This window comes from Corynebacterium sp. HMSC036E10, from assembly GCF_001836265.1.
Taxonomy (GTDB): domain Bacteria; phylum Actinomycetota; class Actinomycetes; order Mycobacteriales; family Mycobacteriaceae; genus Corynebacterium; species Corynebacterium coyleae.
In genome coordinates this window covers 45195-61678 of the sequence record NZ_KV827996.1, presented here as the reverse complement: position 1 = coordinate 61678, position 16484 = coordinate 45195, and the positions used below count along the sequence as shown (strand labels likewise).

The 16484-nt window shown below is 62.2% G+C and carries 16 protein-coding genes and 1 tRNA gene; 10 read left to right on the top strand and 7 right to left on the bottom strand.

What is annotated here, in order from left to right:
- Positions 1 to 1792: SdrD B-like domain-containing protein (locus tag HMPREF2736_RS10955; RefSeq protein WP_210399468.1), on the bottom strand; the 1792-nt coding region annotated here is incomplete at its 3' end.
- Positions 1793 to 1955: 163 nt separating this feature from the next.
- Positions 1956 to 2043 (bottom strand) — tRNA-Ser (locus HMPREF2736_RS10950).
- A 73-nt stretch (positions 2044 to 2116) separates the two neighbouring features.
- On the opposite strand from HMPREF2736_RS10950, the gene HMPREF2736_RS10945 reads away from it, so the two are divergent.
- Entirely contained in the window at positions 2117 to 3073 is a 957-nt protein-coding gene (locus tag HMPREF2736_RS10945) for an NAD(P)H-quinone oxidoreductase (RefSeq protein WP_070829780.1), read from the top strand.
- Positions 3074 to 3088: 15 nt separating this feature from the next.
- On the opposite strand, the gene HMPREF2736_RS10940 is transcribed toward HMPREF2736_RS10945, so the two are convergent.
- The gene (locus tag HMPREF2736_RS10940) at positions 3089 to 4300 is read right to left on the bottom strand and encodes an aminotransferase class V-fold PLP-dependent enzyme (protein ID WP_070829778.1); all 1212 of its coding nucleotides are present in this window, start codon (positions 4298 to 4300) and stop codon (positions 3089 to 3091) included.
- 84 nt (positions 4301 to 4384) lie between these two features.
- Here HMPREF2736_RS10940 and HMPREF2736_RS10935 point away from each other — a divergent pair, with 84 nt between their 5' ends.
- Together HMPREF2736_RS10935 and HMPREF2736_RS10930 are read left to right on the top strand one after the other, a co-directional pair.
- On the top strand, positions 4385 to 5293 hold the full coding sequence (locus tag HMPREF2736_RS10935; protein ID WP_070829776.1) for a galactan export ABC transporter permease subunit Wzm/RfbD: 909 nt from the start codon (positions 4385 to 4387) through the stop codon (positions 5291 to 5293).
- A 17-nt stretch (positions 5294 to 5310) separates the two neighbouring features.
- Positions 5311 to 6096, top strand: a complete 786-nt coding sequence (locus HMPREF2736_RS10930; RefSeq protein ID WP_070422008.1) for a galactan export ABC transporter ATP-binding subunit Wzt/RfbE — start codon at positions 5311 to 5313, stop codon at positions 6094 to 6096.
- 121 nt (positions 6097 to 6217) lie between these two features.
- Here the strand turns inward: HMPREF2736_RS10930 and HMPREF2736_RS12275 are convergent, their stop codons facing one another.
- Positions 6218 to 7174, bottom strand: a complete 957-nt coding sequence (locus tag HMPREF2736_RS12275; protein WP_070422007.1) for a hypothetical protein — start codon at positions 7172 to 7174, stop codon at positions 6218 to 6220.
- A 73-nt stretch (positions 7175 to 7247) separates the two neighbouring features.
- Between HMPREF2736_RS12275 and HMPREF2736_RS10915 the strand changes: the two genes are divergently transcribed.
- On the top strand, positions 7248 to 8150 hold the full coding sequence (locus HMPREF2736_RS10915; protein ID WP_070829774.1) for a galactofuranosyltransferase GlfT1: 903 nt from the start codon (positions 7248 to 7250) through the stop codon (positions 8148 to 8150).
- On the opposite strand, the gene HMPREF2736_RS10910 is transcribed toward HMPREF2736_RS10915, so the two are convergent.
- A complete protein-coding gene (locus HMPREF2736_RS10910) occupies positions 8113 to 8556 on the bottom strand; it encodes a GtrA family protein (protein WP_070829772.1) in 444 nt (147 codons plus the stop codon). The genes HMPREF2736_RS10915 and HMPREF2736_RS10910 overlap by 38 nt on opposite strands.
- A 29-nt stretch (positions 8557 to 8585) precedes the next feature.
- Between HMPREF2736_RS10910 and HMPREF2736_RS10905 the strand changes: the two genes are divergently transcribed.
- The 3 genes from HMPREF2736_RS10905 to HMPREF2736_RS10895 are packed head-to-tail and all read left to right on the top strand — an operon-like array spanning position 8586 to position 11006.
- Positions 8586 to 8813: a hypothetical protein gene (locus HMPREF2736_RS10905; protein ID WP_070422004.1), complete on the top strand. Its 228-nt coding sequence runs from the start codon at positions 8586 to 8588 to the stop codon at positions 8811 to 8813.
- A gap of 21 nt (positions 8814 to 8834) precedes the next feature.
- Positions 8835 to 10232, top strand: a complete 1398-nt coding sequence (locus HMPREF2736_RS10900) for a decaprenylphosphoryl-beta-D-ribose oxidase (RefSeq protein ID WP_070484962.1) — start codon at positions 8835 to 8837, stop codon at positions 10230 to 10232.
- Positions 10233 to 10241: 9 nt separating this feature from the next.
- The gene (locus HMPREF2736_RS10895) at positions 10242 to 11006 is read left to right on the top strand and encodes a decaprenylphospho-beta-D-erythro-pentofuranosid-2-ulose 2-reductase (RefSeq protein ID WP_070829770.1); all 765 of its coding nucleotides are present in this window, start codon (positions 10242 to 10244) and stop codon (positions 11004 to 11006) included.
- Positions 11007 to 11121: 115 nt separating this feature from the next.
- On the opposite strand, the gene HMPREF2736_RS10890 is transcribed toward HMPREF2736_RS10895, so the two are convergent.
- Both HMPREF2736_RS10890 and HMPREF2736_RS10885 read right to left on the bottom strand, forming a co-directional pair.
- Positions 11122 to 12513: an FtsX-like permease family protein gene (locus HMPREF2736_RS10890; RefSeq protein ID WP_070829768.1), complete on the bottom strand. Its 1392-nt coding sequence runs from the start codon at positions 12511 to 12513 to the stop codon at positions 11122 to 11124.
- Positions 12510 to 13175: an ABC transporter ATP-binding protein gene (locus HMPREF2736_RS10885; protein ID WP_070472485.1), complete on the bottom strand. Its 666-nt coding sequence runs from the start codon at positions 13173 to 13175 to the stop codon at positions 12510 to 12512. Before HMPREF2736_RS10885 ends, HMPREF2736_RS10890 begins: the two co-directional genes overlap by 4 nt.
- 92 nt (positions 13176 to 13267) lie before the next feature.
- On the opposite strand from HMPREF2736_RS10885, the gene HMPREF2736_RS10880 reads away from it, so the two are divergent.
- The 3 genes from HMPREF2736_RS10880 to HMPREF2736_RS10870 are packed head-to-tail and all read left to right on the top strand — an operon-like array spanning position 13268 to position 16479.
- Positions 13268 to 13942: a sensor histidine kinase gene (locus tag HMPREF2736_RS10880; RefSeq protein WP_070829766.1), complete on the top strand. Its 675-nt coding sequence runs from the start codon at positions 13268 to 13270 to the stop codon at positions 13940 to 13942.
- Entirely contained in the window at positions 13939 to 14583 is a 645-nt protein-coding gene (locus HMPREF2736_RS10875) for a response regulator transcription factor (protein ID WP_070421998.1), read from the top strand. The genes HMPREF2736_RS10880 and HMPREF2736_RS10875 overlap by 4 nt, the downstream gene beginning before the upstream one ends.
- A gap of 30 nt (positions 14584 to 14613) precedes the next feature.
- Positions 14614 to 16479, top strand: a complete 1866-nt coding sequence (locus HMPREF2736_RS10870) for a galactan 5-O-arabinofuranosyltransferase (protein WP_070829764.1) — start codon at positions 14614 to 14616, stop codon at positions 16477 to 16479.
- Positions 16480 to 16484 lie beyond the last annotated feature (5 nt).

Sequence of the window (16484 nt, the reverse complement as noted above, 5' to 3'; positions counted from 1 at the left end):
AAGTGTCGTTGTACTCATTCGGCTTCACCGTCACCTTGGACACCAGACCCGACTCATCCGAACCCGGCACCTTACCCGTGACTTCCCAACCATCCGGCTGGACGAAGCGAATGTCGTACTCAGCGTTCGGATTAAGACCCTCGATCTTCCAGTTGCCGTCCTTATCGGTCACGGCAGAACGCGTCGGCTCACCATCACGCGACACCAACACAACTACATTCTCGAGGCCCTCTTCACCCTCATCCTGCTTGCCATCACCATTAGCGTCATTCCAAACACGGTCACCAACAGAACCAGACGGCAGAATACCCAGGTCAATATCGTCACGCTTCTCACCAGGCTTGATGGTGACGGTGCGTTCGATCTGCTCCGGCTTCGAAGGCACGTTATTCCCAGGCTCGTACACGACCGTGTAGTCACCCGGTTTCACATTGATATTCCAGTTGCCGTCCTCGTCCGTGACCGTACGAGCAACTTCCTTACCGGACGCGTCCTTGAGAACCACCTTTACACCGGGAACGCCCTGCGTTTCGTCTTCGTCCTGGATTCCGTCTTTGTTCTTATCAATCCAGACCTTGTCGCCCACCGAGCCCAGTTCACAGTCGCACAGCTCCTCACCTTCTGGCATCTTGAACCACGTTTGTGCAGTGTCGGTCGTGACAATAGGCGGGTTCGCGGATGTCAGCATCGCGCGGTGGTGGAGCTTGTCGCCTCCCCACTTGGCATCCGAGCAGGGTTTGTCTTTGTCGTAAACATTCTGCTCGAATTCGAAGATGGTCCCGGTGGGGAGCCAAAATTCGCCTGTCGCCGTGTTTTTATCAAAGGGCCAGTCAAATTTCTGTCCCCAAACGGTGTTGGGATTTAACTTCTCAAAGCCTGCTTTGTAGTTTGCGTCGAGAGCTTGGGACGAAACGTCACCCTGAGTCATGCCCGATTCTTCACCGCTGAATGTGTCACCGTTAGGCAGCGTGAATGTAACACGCGGCGCACCCCTGAGCTCCAGGTTTCCATTCAACGAACCGAGATACATTTCAGCCATCCACTGGCCATAACCTCCGCCCTGGAGACGGTGCCGTCCGTGTGCGATACCTGCACACGTGTCAGAATCGTTGGGATCTGTCGTCAACCACGAGTTTTCATGCTCCCAGATAACCCGGGGGCTAATCGTCGTCTCCACGTAAGTAGCAGCCGTGACCAGGGCTCCTGCAGGAATATCTGCTTTCAACTTCGCTTGAATCTCCGCAGTAAAGCTGTCCTCTGCTGCGTTGATATCAAACTCAATCTTGTAGCCGTCGCCACCGCCGATCTTATTGCCGTCTTGATCGGTGTAAACACCATCGTCGGCCCTGACTTTCTCAATACTCTTAAACGGACGTGTTTGACCGCTAGCCCACTTGAAGTCGTCCGCAGTGGGTTCTTCCAAGACTGTATTGGGGGTCGCAGCCCAAACCCACACCGTCATCGTGAGAATGTCAGACGCACCACGCTGTTTTAGCTCGTAATCAGGATCATTCTGGTCGGGGAGTGGCTTCGGCGCCTTAGCCTTGCCTCCAATGGTGTAGGTGTAGCTTCCATCGGATTGCATTGTTTCCGGCTTGAAGGTCTCAAAAATCGCGTTCGTTTCTTGGACCGGGTCGGGCTTTTCCCCATAGTTTCGCTCGATATCCTGCTGGACCCAAGCACCCGCGGTCTGCGGCACCGCTACCCCGCCGACGCCCAGCGCTACTGCACTCAGTAGCGCCACAACGTTGCGACGCACACGGCCTTTCCTCGTAGTGAACTTCTCGCTCATTTCTACCTCCACCATGAGCAACATATTTTCGCCATACGCTGCCCCAACACCGAGGCAGACTTGTGAAGAACCCTACGTCAGGCTTGACAAACGCTGCCAGCGTTTATGGAGAAATTCACCTAAATTTCAGGAACAGCCCCCTGAAGCACCCCCCAAAAGAAATTGGCGGAGACGAGGGGATTTGAACCCCTGGAGGGATAAACCTCGCCGGTTTTCAAGACCGGTGCATTCGGCCGCTCTGCCACGTCTCCTCGTCGCAAAGCAAGTGCGACGCACATACTCTACAACACGTCGCGCGTCGCTCAATCTCGGTAGCCTGGCCGCATGAAAGCGATCACACTTATCGACGACACCAACCCCCGCTCCCTCGAACTCACCGAAGTGGACACCCCGCAACTGCAGGACGGGGAGGTGTTGGTCAGGGTCACGGCGGCGGGCGTGAACCGTGGCGACATCGTGCAGGCCGAAGGCAAGTATCCACCACCGAGGGGCGAGTCGGAAATTATTGGCCTGGAGTGCGCCGGCGTGATCGAGGATCCGGGCACCACCGGCCGCGAAAAGGGCGAAGAGGTCGGCTGCCTGCTGGCGGGCGGCGGGTACGCCGAATACGTCGCGGTGCCGGAGGGCCAGCTCACGCCGAAGCCTGCGAACCTCACGTTGGAGGAGACCGCCGGCGTGGTGGAGGCGGCCTGCACGGTGTGGTCGAACCTGGGCATGCTCGCCGGCATCCAAAAGGGCGACAACGTGCTCATCCACGGCGGCGCGGGCGGAATCGGCTCGTTTGCCATCCAGTTGTGCAAGGCGCTGGGCTGCACCGTCGCCGTCACTGCGGGCAGCCAGGAGAAGCTCGACTACTGCAAGGACCTTGGCGCGGACGTCCTTATTCATTACAAGGAGCAAGACTTCGCCGAGGAACTCAAAGCCTGGGCGGACGTGATCCTCGACGTGGTTGGCGGGCCGTACCTGGAGCAAAACATCAAGGCGCTGAACACCGACGGTCGCCTCGTGGTCATCGCGGTGCAGGGCGGGCCGAAGGGCACGCTGTCGCTTGGCCGGATGATGCCGCGGCGCCTGTCGGTCCACGCCACCACCCTGCGCGCCCGGCCGCGTCCGATGAAGGCGGAGATTGTCGCATCGACGGTGAAGAACGTCTGGCCGCTCATCGAATCGGGCCAGATCAAACCCAACATCACCTCCACGTTCCCTCTTGCAGACGCCGCGAAGGCCCACGACCACATGGATTCCGGCGACAACACCGGCAAGATCGTCCTGACCGCGTAACCGAGCGGAGCGAGGCTACGCCAGCGAGGCGACTGTGCGTACCAACTGCTCGATGTCGTTCTGGGTATTAAAGGGCGACATGGCGATGGTGACGGCGCCGCCCATGTCGGCGACGCCCATGTCGTCGAGAAGCTGTGTCTGCGTCGTCTGAGCAGCCACAATACCGTGCGCAACCAGGCGATTCAGCACGGTCTCCGACGGCACGCCCCGCACACCGAATGCCAGGCGCGGGATGCGCTCCACACGGGCGTCCTCCGCCGCCTCGCCCGTCACACCAACAATGTGCACCGCAGGCAGCGTGCCCAAAAACGTATGCAGATCATCCCGCAGCCCGTTCAAGTACGCGGTGGTCTCCCCCATCGAATACTTCAAGCGATTGCGTCTCGACGACCTCCCCGCCGCCCCCTCAACCAACGACGCATAGTGCTCCACCACAGCCGGCACACCACCAGCAAGACCAGGCGACACCTCCAACTCGAGAGCCTCACGGTCCAAACGCTTAAACATCGCCGCGTCACGGAAAATCAGGGCCGCGATCTCCGGGCCGCCGAACTGGGCCATGTCCACCGCAGCGATATCGGCACCCCACGCATCCAAATCCAACGGACGGTACGGGGCGTACGCCGACGCATCCACAAGCACCCACGCCCGGGACTTCTCACGCACCGCCTCCACAATGTCCGCAACGCCCACAACGTTGCCCAACTCCGGATGCGCCGCCGGCACCGACACCAAACGCGTCGACCCGTCCGCAATGTCGCGGTACTGCCACGCCGGCAAATCGCCGGTGGCCAGATCAGCCTGCGCCCAGGTCGTCGATACGCCAGCGCGCTGCAAACGCCCCGACAACACCGGACGATCCACCGGATTCAGCACCATCGACGAGTTATGCCGCAACATCGGACGCATCGCCGACACCAACGCCGAATACAACGCCGGAACACTCGGCCCCAACACCACCTGCTCCGGCATCACCCCAGCCAAATCCGCAATCGCCGACCGCGCCGCCTTCGGATACTCCGCCCCCTCCGGCAAACCAACATCCGACCGGGAATGCGACCCCAACACCGGCTCCGGCGGCGGCACCGACGCAGCATTACGGAAACTCCGCGCAACCGCCCCCGCAACCTTCTCCGGCACCTGTGGCGACACATGCGCATTCAGATACGTCCAACCGCCACCCAACGACCCGTAAAGCCCACGGACCCCCCACACGTCATAAGCCACGGCCGACCTCCTTCACGCAAGAACGCCCTTAATTATGCACGCACGTCCGACACAGCGCACACCACCAGCTCGGGAGCACGAAACATGTGCACTAGGGTGAACTGCGTGCATAACGTAGAACAACTGCGCGATGACGTCGCCCGGATGACCAGCGCCCCTGGCGAAAACACCCCGCCGTCAACATCCAAAACATTCCGGCGGGCATTCGACGACCTCATCCGCGGCTGGGGCCAACACGAGCTCTGGCTCCAACTCGGCTGGCAGGACATCAAACAACGCTACCGACGCTCCACGCTCGGCCCCCTGTGGATCACCATCGCCACCGGCGTCATGTCGCTCGCCCTTGGCCTGCTGTACTCGATGCTGTTCCAAATCGACGTCGCCGACTTCCTCCCGCACGTCACCGTCGGCTTCATCGTCTGGGGCTTCATCTCCGGCTGCATCAAAGACGGCGCGAACGTCTTCATCGAAAACGAAGGCCTGATCAAACAGCTCCCCTCCGCCCTGTCGGTGCATATCTACCGGCTCGTGTGGCGCCAAACGCTGTTCCTCGCCCACAACATGGTCATTTGGGTGCTACTCGCCCTGATCTTCCGCATCCCCATCACCCTGAACACACTCCTGTTCATCCCGGGTATGGCCCTGCTGCTGGTCAACGGCGTGTGGGTCGCGATGTTCTTCGGCATGGTGGCCACCCGCTTCCGCGACGTCGCCCCGCTGCTCGAAGCCCTCGTCCAACTCCTGTTCTACGTCACCCCGATCGTGTGGACGACGCGGACGCTGAAGGACCAGGGTGGTGTCGTCGAAAAGCGTGCAATGCTCGCCGAAATCAACCCCCTGTTCCACTACCTCGAAATCGTCAGAGCACCGCTTATCGACGACCCCGTCGCCGCCTACCACTGGCTCATCGTCATCGCCTGCACCATCGTCGGCGTACTCATCACCCTGCTGGCCATGAAACAGTGGCGCTTCCGCGTGCCGTACTGGGTCTAGGAGTCTAGGAGTTACACATGGTTTCCATCGACACCTACAACGCCTGCGTCGACTTCCCCATCTTCGACGCCAAATCCCGCTCCCTGAAAAAGGCCATGATGTCCTCGGCCGGCGGCAAAATCGGCCAGAACGCCTCCAACACCGTCGTCGTCGAAGCACTCCGCGACATCAACCTGCATTTAAGGGAGGGCGACCGCGTCGGCCTCGTCGGCCACAACGGCGCAGGTAAAACCACCCTGCTGCGACTGCTGTCCGGCATCTACGAACCGACCCGCGGCGTCGCCGACGTGCGCGGCCGCGTCGCCCCCGTCTTCGACCTCGGCGTCGGCATGGACCCCGAAATCTCCGGCTACGAAAACATCATCATCCGCGGCCTCTTCCTGGGTCAGACCCGCAAACAGATGAAAGCCAAAATGGACGACATCGCCGAATTCTCCGAACTCGGCGACTACCTCTCCATGCCCCTTCGCACCTACTCCACCGGCATGCGCGTCAGGTTGGCCCTGGGCGTGGTCACCTCCATCGAACCTGAGATCCTGCTACTCGACGAAGGCATCGGCGCCGTCGACGCCGCCTTCATGTCCAAAGCCCGCGTTCGTTTGGCCGAAATGGTCGAGCGCTCCGGCATCCTCGTGTTCGCCTCCCACTCCAACGACTTCCTGGCGCAGCTCTGCAACACCGCGTTGTGGGTGGACAAGGGCGAAATTAGGGAAGCCGGCCTGGTTGCCGACGTCGTCCGCGCCTACGAAGGCCCCGAAGCCGGCGACCACGTCGCAGAACTGGTGCAGCGCTTCCACGGGTAGGTGTCAACCATCTCCCGAAGAAAGTTCCCCGCCCGGGAACTTTCTTCGATTTCGGCCCCCAAAAGTTTCACTTTGCCCAGGACGCCGGGCGACACACCCCGTAAAAGTTCCACGAATCCCATTATCGCTGGGAACTTTTTTGCATCAGGGACTCGACGAGGCCCAGGCATTCAAACATCGTCCTGGACGAGCACCTCGCGGGCGTCCATCCCGCCAAGGTCATCTTGAGGTTGATGGAAGAGTCTTTGTTGCGCTGCTTATAGTCCGAGTGGTGTTCGCCGTCGTACATCACGGCAATCTTCAGATCAGGAATGGCCAGGTCAAACGTGGTCACTGTCCTGCCGTCGACGACCAGCGGCACCTGCTCCTGCACGACGTGGCCATACCGAGCCGCGAGCACCGCAACGAGAAGGCGCATCTCGGTCTCCTTGGGGGAATCAGCAAGAGAGCTGCTGAGCCGCAAGACCTTCCTTAACCAACTGGCGTTGATTTTGTGGCGGGCAGCTGCCGTAATGTCGGCGAGTGTGATGCCCCAGAAGCGACGGACACAGTCGACGAGTTGCACCGCTCGGACTTCCTCGGCAGACAGGCCCTCTACATCGACGACATTCCAACAGTGCTCCCCGCGTTTGACCTGGATCAACGCCTGGACAACTGCCGCCACTGGGCTAGCCGTCCGAAGGCCAACGCCACGGTGGGTGACTTTCCAAATGGGGAAGGTTGCTCGGGAGTGGCGTCGGATCGTCGGTAAGCAAGGCCCTGCGAGTTGGTTGCGTCCCGAGGAGGCGAGCAGCGTGGTGTCGGCTCCTTCGACCAGGTAGGGCAAGCCATAGAGGGCGAGTGCCGAGAAGCCGGAGACGATGCTGCCGGGGCGTTCGACGGCGTGGGCGATGGCACGGGCGGCGGCGCAGCCGTGGTAGCGCACGCCGCGTGGGTGGTGACGGGCGTCGTTGTCCACCCGCCATTCTTCACGGCAGTGTTCGGTGGCGAGGTAGCGGTCGGCGCTGACTTGGTGGTAGGTGAGGTCGGGTGTGCGTTGTTTGTCGTGGATGAGGATTGCTTCGATGTCGACACTCATGCCGTTTCGTAGGTTGGTCATGGTTATTAGACGCAAGAACGACGGTTTGGGATCCCTCGGGCACAATAAATGTATGACTGCCTTGAATCGCAACGGTACGACTGCTGCCGTGATTGTGACCCATAAGCGCGTTGACCTGCTGCGGCATTCGTTGGAGCAGGTGGTGTCGCAGACGCATCCGGTGGATTGGGTCATTGTGGTGGATAACGGTGATGAGGATGCGGTGCGTGTGCTTGTCGACGAGCTCGCCAACGACAAGGGCGTCTACCTACCAAGCAAGACCAATCTGGGCGGGGCGGGTGGCTTCGCCTACGGATTCTTGCACGCGCTGGCGTTGGGGGCGGATGCGATTTGGTGCGCGGACGATGATGGTCGCCCGCGGGATCACACGGTGCTGGAGGTGTTGTACCGAACCGCAGAGAAGCATCAGTTGTCGGAGGTGTCGCCGGTGGTAGCGAACATCAACGACCCGGAGAAGCTGGCGTTTCCGCTGCGGCAGGGCACGACGTGGCACCGGCGTGTTGATGAGCTGCAGGGCGATTTTCTGCCGCAGTACGCCAGTCTGTTTAATGGCGCGTTGATTTCGGCGAAGGCGATGGAGCGCATCGGCGTGCCGGATTACCGTCTGTTTATCAGGGGCGATGAGGTGGAGTATCACCGTCGTTTGGCGCAGTCGGGGCTGAAGTATGGCACGGCGTTGACGGCGTTTTATCTGCACCCGGATGGGTCGGACGAGTTCCATCCGATCATGGGCGGGCGGGCGCACGCGCAGTTCCCGGACAATGAGACGAAGCGGTATTTCACGTACCGCAACCGTGGCTACATCATTAATCAGCGCGGCATGAAGAAGATGCAGTTGCAGGAAGTTGTCCGGTTTGGGTGGTTCTTCCTGGTGGAGCAGAAGGACCCGAGGGGCTTCGTCGATTGGCTGAAGTTGCTTAGGCGGGGGGCGCGAGAGGACTTTCGCCGCCCTTAGCGCCACGGAAGATCCAGTAGCGCTGGAGGAGGAAGTTGGTAGTCGTCGCTACGCCTTGTGCGATGACGAAGGACACGGCGTTCTTCCACGAATCTTGCAGGCCTAGCGACGACAACGGCTCGTCCGTCACCCTCCACAGCAGCATCTGCACCGCGAAGGTGGTGGCGTAGAGGATGAACACGGCGCTGGCTTTTTTGGCGTCGATTTTGGCGTTGAAGGCGAACTTGGAGTTCAGCACGTAGGCGGAGATGGTGCCGAAGACCCAGCCCACGGCCTTGGCAAGGTCGCGCTGGACGTCGAGGGCTTGGTCGAGGGTGTTGGTGATGCCGAAGTCGATGACAGCGCAGCCGATACCGATGACCAAAAACGGGATGAGCTGCTGTTTTAGGGAAGCGTTCGAGGACACGGGCGTTTACCCTACTAGGCTCGTGTGCCATGAGGAAGCATTACAAAGGTGATGACCCGGACGCGATCCACGAGGCAGCACAGCGTGTCGACGTCCCCCTGTCCGACTTCATGGTGCGCCTGATGGCCGAGGAGCTGCCGTTTGTGGACTCCAAAGGCCGCACACGTATCTATGAGATTCTTCGCGAACACGACGGACCTGTGATTTCGAGCCAAGAAGAACTGCCCGCGGAGATTCGTAGCATTATGGATCTCTAGTCCGGCGGTAGGGTTGTGGGCATGGAACTGACAACCCAATCCCTCTACGGATGGGGCCGTACTGCCCCTTCCACCGCCCAGGTCCTGTCCACCCCTGATGTGGACACGATTGCGGAGGCAGTCAAGCGGGTCGCGGATGAGAACGCGGACCTGCCCGAGCACAAGCGCCGCGGCGTCATCGCCCGTGGTCTGGGTCGCTCCTATGGTGACCCCGCCCAGAATGGTGGCGGTTTGGTCGTCGATATGACTCCGCTGAACCGGATCCACTCCATCGACCCGGATTCTGGCATTGTCGACGTCGACGCGGGCGTGAGCCTCGACCAACTGATGAAGGCCGCCCTGCCGTATGGCCTGTGGGTTCCGGTGCTGCCGGGTACCCGCCAGGTCACCATCGGTGGCGCGATCGGCCCGGATATTCACGGTAAGAACCACCACTCGGCGGGTTCCTTTGGCAACCACGTGTTGTCCATGGAGCTGCTGGTGGCGGACGGCCGCGTGCTGCACTTGGAGCCGACCGGCGAGACCGCCGAGCTGTTCTGGGCCACTGTTGGCGGCATGGGCCTGACCGGCATCATCCTGCGCGCCCGGATCCAGATGACCAAGACGGAGACCGCCTACTTCATCGCAGACACCGACCGCACCAACACGCTCGACGAGACGATCGCGGTGCACTCCGACGGCTCTGAGGTGAACTACACCTACTCGTCGGCCTGGTTCGACGCGATCTCCGCACCGCCGAAGACGGGCCGCTCCACCATCTCCCGCGGCTCGCTGGCCACCTTGGATCAGTTGAAGGAGTTCGCCCCGAAGCTGGCTAAGGACCCGTTGAAGTTCAACGCCCCGCAGTTGATGACGGTGCCGGACATTTTCCCGTCCTGGACCATGAACAAGCTCTCCCTGATGGCTATCGGCGAGGCGTACTACATGATGGGCTCCCCCGCCCGGAACCAGGTGCTGAACCTGACGCAGTTTTACCAGCCGCTGGACCTCATCGGGAAGTGGAACCGCGGCTACGGCAAGGCTGGCTTCCTGCAGTACCAGTTCGTCGTCCCGACCGACGCTGTGGAGCCGTTCAAGGACATCATTTACGACATCCAGTCCTCCGGCCACTACACCGCCCTGAACGTGTTCAAGCTGTTCGGCGAAGGCAACCAGGCACCGCTGTCCTACCCGATGAAGGGCTGGAACGTGTGCGTGGACTTCCCAATCCGTCCGGGCCTCAACGAGTTCCTCGACCGCCTGGATGACCAGGTCATGCAGTTCGGCGGCCGCCTCTACCTGGCTAAGGAATCCCGCACCAGCGCGGAGAAGTTCCACAAGATGTATCCGGAACTGCCAGGCTGGTTGAAGACCCGCCGCGACATCGACCCGACTGGCGTGTTCGCATCCGACATGTCCCGCCGTCTTGAGCTCAACTAAGGAGTACCCATGCTGAACGCAGTAGGCCAAGCCCAACACATCCTCCTCCTCGGCGGCACGAGTGAGATCGGGCTCGCGATTGTCAGCGAGCTCGTCTCCCGCGGCGGCAGCCCCACCGTCACCCTGTGTGCGCGCAAGGACTCCCCGCGTATCGACGACGCCATCGCCGAAGTCCAGCGCGCCGGCGCAGGCCATGTACGCCTGGTCGATTTCGACGCCCTGGATTTCGCCTCCCACCCTGCCGTGATCGATGCGGCGTTTGAGGACGGCGAGGTCGACGTCGCCGTCGTCGCCTTCGGCACCCTGGGTGACCAGGAGCAGCTCTGGCAGGACCAGGCTGCTGCCGTCGCCTCGGCGCAGACCAACTTCACCGCCCCGATGTCGGTCGGTGTGCTGCTGGGCCAGGAGATGAAGCGTCAGGGCCGCGGCAACATCATCGCCCTATCGTCGGTGGCGGGCCAGCGTGTGCGTCGCTCCAACTTTGTCTACGGCGCAGCGAAGGCCGGCATCGACGGCTTCTACCTGCAGCTCGGCGAAGCCTTGAAGGACAGCGGCGTGAAGGTCACCGTGGTCCGCCCGGGCCAGGTGCGCACCAAGATGACCGATGGTCTCGACGAGGCCCCGCTGACCGTGAACAAGGAAGACGTCGCCGAGGCTGCCGTGGAGGCTGCCCTGGCCGGCAAGCCATCGGTGTTCGTGCACAAGCTCTTCGGCCCGATCTCCCTGGTGTTGAAGGCGATCCCGGCGCCGATCATGAGCAAGCTCAACTTCTAGCGCCAAAATAGTTCCCAGCCGGGGAACTTTCTTCAAAAACGACCTGCAAAAGATTCACTCCCTGCAGGTCGTTTTCGTCTTGGTGGAAGATAGTTCACACCCCGGGAACTATTTTCTAGTCCTTGGCGCGGCCCATCCCCATCAGCACTTGCTCGCGAAGCCGACCGGTCCCCACCACCGCCAGGACACAGCCAACCAGCGCGACCGCAACAAGCGCGCCGAACAGGGCCACCTTGTCCAGCACGTTGACGTGAACCATGACCATGATGGTGCCCATCAGGCTGCCCATGCCGAATCCCAGCAGGGCCACCACCAGCATGGGAACCCCAACCTCGCGCACGGCAACCTTGGTGTGGAACGCGGCCGGCGCGCCAATGAAGTAGAGCGATTTGGTCAGTTGCTTCTGCTCCACCACGGACAGTGCCTGGGTGAGCAGCGTGGACGACACCAACAGGACCGCCGCGAAGACGGCGGTGATGGCCACGCCGGAGGGAATATCACCCGTAATCATCTTCAGGGCGGGCTCGTCCTCGATGTCCGGTACTGCGGAGATCCAGGCGCCGACGCCGCCGATGAACGCCACGAAGTACAGGGCGGTCACTCGCTTCCAGGTGGTTTTCGCGCCTCGGCCGACCCGGCGCGTGGCCACGTAATTCGCAGCTCCGGGGACCCAGTAGCTCAGGCGTGCGAGGAGTTGGATCACGCCGACGGCGATCAATGCGTTGACAGTAAGGACGCCGCCTGCCACGACCAACAAGGCGCCGAACTCCAACGCGTCTGCCTGCGGAGCGATAGTCAGCGAGCTGAGGTAGCGGTACAGCACCACCGCGCCAACCAGTGACAGCACCAGCGTGATCATGTTTTGTCCCTTTGGCGGGATTTTCTTGGTGACGCCGAGAGGGGTGACGGCGACTCGTCGCAAGGCAAGCCACACTGAGCACGCGGCTAGTACCAACACCACGATCCACGCGATGGGGATGACCCACCAGGTGAGCATCTCCCAGGCGCCGACGGGTTTGTCCTGGAAAGTCAGCAGCGACCACGCGGGACTCGTGACCACATAGAGCACCGACCCGAGCACCAACCCAACCAGGGCCTGGCGCAGGGACTCCAAGATCATCATCCCGCGCACTTCGCCGGCTGTCGCGCCGATGAGGCGTAGCGCCGCCAGGTGTTCTTCGCGCCCGCCGAGGTTCGCCCGTGCGGCTTGGGTGAGCAGCCCCAGCAGGCTCGGCACGAGGAGCACGCACGCGAACAGCGCGAGGAAGATATACGCCGTGGAAATCGGCCCGCCCATCGACTCTGCGATTTCCACGAGCGCCTCATGCGGGTGCAGGTCGCGGGCGAGGAACATCCAGGTGCCGCCCATGAGCGTGCACAGCATCCAGGTCGCTACGGTTACCGCCACCAGCGACAACGCGCGGACCCAGCGTTCGCCGATCTGCCGTTGCGAGCGCCCTTCGCTTGTCTGCGACACCGCCGAGCGCATCAACGTCACTGCACTCATCGCGCCACCTCCGAGTGGATCAGGCCGTCGCGGATTTCGACGCGGCGGCTGCACCAGTCGGCGATCTTCGGGTCGTGCGTGACCAGCACGAGGGTGACGCCGAACTTCTGCGCGATTGCCACGATCTGCTGCATGACCTCGTGCCCGGTGGCTTGGTCCAACGCCGCCGTCGGTTCGTCGGCAAACACCACCGATGGCGGCCCGGCCAAGGCGCGGGCGATGGCCACGCGCTGCACCTGGCCGCCGGAGAGTTGCCCCGGGTACCGGTCCACAAAGGCGCCCAAGCCCAACCGGGTCAGCATGTCGATGGCCTCGGCGTGCGCCTCCGCACGCGGCACCCCGCGCATGATCTGCGGCAGGGCGACGTTTTCGGTGGCGGTCAGCTCCGGCAGCAGTTGGCCGTCTTGGAAGATGAAGCCAAAGTTTTCCAGGCGCAGGCGCGAGCGTTCGGCGTCGTTCATGGCCGACACGTCCTGGCCGTTGAAGCGCACCTGGCCGTCGTCGGGTACGAGCACGCCGGACATGCAGTGCAGCAGGGTCGATTTGCCGGAGCCAGAGGGACCCATGATCGCGACGGATTCGCCGCCGCCAACCGTCAGGCTGATGCCTTCGAGGACCCGTTGTTGGGTGAAGGACTTCGTGATGTCGTTGAGTTCAAGCATGGTTTCTATTCCACAGGTGGTCGTCGATAAGCACTATGGCCCTGGCTCCCGAATATGGGTAGTGCTAGCTCTACCTGGCTACGCTCGGGGCCATGCGGCGACATAAACACGAGGAGCGAGCTGCCACCAAAATCCACCAACTGACGGTTTCGCGGCGCAGGATCGCGGAGGCGTATGAGGTGGAGCGGCTGCGCATCGAGCGCGACCTGCACGACGGCGCGCAGCAATATTTTGTGGCTGCCGCGATGAAGTTGGGCGAGGCAAGGTTGGACATTGCATCGCAGCTTCTCGACGACGCCGCCCGCGACCTCCACAACGGCCTCGACGCACTCAGAAGAACCGTACGTGGCATCCACCCGCGGGAGCTGTCGGACCACGGGCTGGTCGCCGCGATCGAGACTGCCGCCGCACAGCACGGCCCGCATGTCACGGTCCGTGCCCCGCACGAGCTGCCGCGTATCGACGCCTCCGTCACCGCCGCCGCCTACTTCTTCACCACCGAAGCCTTAACCAACGCCGCGAAGCATGCACCCAAGGAAAACGTCAGCGTGCTCGTGACCTGCGACCACACCCTGAATGTTTCCGTCACCGACCAGGGAGGCGGCAACGCACGAATCACGCCCGGCGGCGGGCTGGAGGGTATGCGAGAACGCATCGCGGCGTTCGGCGGTGAGATGGAGCTGCACTCGCCGGACGGTGGGCCGACCACCGTCACCGCACGTATTCCGTTGCTGTTGTTCCGAGGAGAAAGTGGGATTGCGCCATGAGGATCGTTATCGCGGACGACTCCGCGCTGCTGCGGGAGGGTGTTGCAGGGTTGCTCACCCGGCGCGGCCACGAGGTTGTGGCGCAGGTGGAGTGTGCGGATGGGTTGCTGGGGGTCGTCGATAAGTATGGGCCCGACCTGGTGATCACGGACGTGCGCATGCCGCCGAACATGCGTGACGACGGCCTCCAAGCCGCCCTGGAACTGCGCAAACGCGGCCCAGTGAATGTGCTGGTGCTGTCGCAATACGTCGCGCCTGCTTATGCCCGTGAGTTGTTTGCGGACGGCGACGGCGGCACCGGCTACCTGCTCAAGGACCGCGTCGCTGAGGTGAAGGACTTCATCCAGGCCTGCGAAACCGTGGCAGGCGGCGGCGTGGTCATCGACCCGGACGTGGCGGGCGCACTCATGGCGGCGAGCTCACGCTGGTTAACCACGCTCACCCCTCGCGAGGTGGAGGTGCTCGAACTTATGGCAGAAGGCCTGTCCAACAGTGAGATCGCGGGCAAGCTCTACCTCTCCGGCGCGGCGGTGGCGAAGCACGTGTCCAGCATTTTCTCCAAACTGGGGCTCACCCCAGACGAGGACAACCGTCGCGTCCGCGCCATCCTCATGTACCTGGCGGAACGTGGCGTGGGGTGAGTGTCGGCAGCGTATGCGACACTATTACGCATGACTACCGCTTATCATCCCGACGAGCTGTCACCGGGGCAGGCAGCCGTCCGTACCGTCGCGGCGGGGCTCGCAGGCGGCATTCTCTCGCTTGCTGCGTGGTTTGTGCTGCACCAGATCTCGCTGCCGGCGTTCAATACCTCCATGGTGACCAGGTCGTTGGCCACCGGTGTGTCGTTCGTCCTGTTGGGCATCGCCGCTGTGCTGGCGGTGCTGTGGACGCGCGGGAAGCAGCACTGGATTATTTCTGCGGTGATGGCGTTGGTGCCGGCGGGGTTGGTCGTCGCAACGCTTGGCATTCCGCTATCTGCCACCAAGCTGTATCTCGACGGCATCCAGGTTGACCAGGGGTTTAGAACGCAGTTCCTGTCCCGCATGACCGAAAACCTGGGCCACGCGGACATGGCCTACAAGGACCTGCCCACCTTCTACCCCATGGGCTGGTTCTGGGTTGGCGGGCGCGTGGCCAACGTGCTGGGTATGGACGGTTGGGAGGTGTACCAGCCGTACGCGATTGCCACCCTGGCGGCGGGTGCGGCGATGCTGACGCCGATCTGGCGCAGGCTCGTCGGTTCCCTGCCGGTTGCTACCGCGATTGCCGTGGTGACCACCGCGATCGTGCTGACGGAAGTCCCAGAGGAGCCTTACGCGGCAATCGTGGCGATGTTCCTCCCAGCGGCTGCGGTGTGGGCCCACAGGGCGCTGAGTGGCTCGTGGGCAGCCACCGCCGCGTTGACGATCTACCTGGGCATTTCCGCGTCGTTCTACACGCTGTTCACCGCCATTGGCGCGCTGACGGTCGTGGTGATCGCGGTGGTGATGTTCTTCACCGGCGAGCGCACCTTGACCCCGCTGAAGCACCTGTTCATCGTCGGGTTCGCCTCCATGGCCATCGCTGCGATCTCGTGGGGTCCGTACATCTGGCGTGTAGTCACCGGTGACGAGGCGCTGAAATCTACCGCGAACCACTTCCTGCCCATCGAGGGCACCTACTTTGCCCTGCCGTTCCTGTCGTTGTCCCTGGTAGGCCTGCTGTGCCTGTTCGGCCTCATTGGACTTATCGTGCGGTTCCGCGACCCGGAGATCGCCTCCCTGGGCGCGGCGATTGGCGTGAGCTACGTGTGGGCGCTCGCCTCCATGGCAATCACGCTGCTGGGTACCTCCCTGCTGGGCTTCCGCCTCGAGGTGCTGGTTGTGTTGCTGTTTGCCACCCTCGGCGTGATTGCGGTAGCGAACTTCCGCTTGACCTGGTTGGAGCGGAAGGTGAAGAACAAGGCCGCCCTGAACGTGGTGGCGATCGTTTTGGTGGCTGTGGCGTCGCTGCAGATGGTGCAGCACATTGCGGTGAAGAACGAGGCGTACATCGACCAGGCCTACGCCGATACCGACGGCTACGGCGAGCGCGCGGACCGCTTCCCGCCGGATGCGGGCCAGTACTACAACGAGATCGCCGACTACATCGAAGAGCACGGCCACATGAAGAACGACGCGGTGATCTACACCGACGAGATCAACTTCATGGCCTTCCAGCCATTCTTCGGCTTCAACGCGTTTACCAGCCACTACGCTAACCCGCTCGGCGAGTTCGAGCAGCGCAACGGTGAGCTGGAGTCGTGGTCGCAGATTTCTTACGACGACCCGAAGAAGTTCACGGAGGCTATCGACAACAGTCAGTGGGAGCCGCCGACTGCCTTCATTTTCCGCGGCAGTGAGGATTCTGACTTTAAGACCCACATCGCCCACGACATTTACCCAAGCCAGCCGAACGTGCGCTACCAGGGATTGTTCTTCAACCCGGAGGCGTTTGACAAGGCGAATTGGGACGTGAAGTTCATCGGACCGTTTGCTGTCGCGGTGAGGAAGTAAGGTGA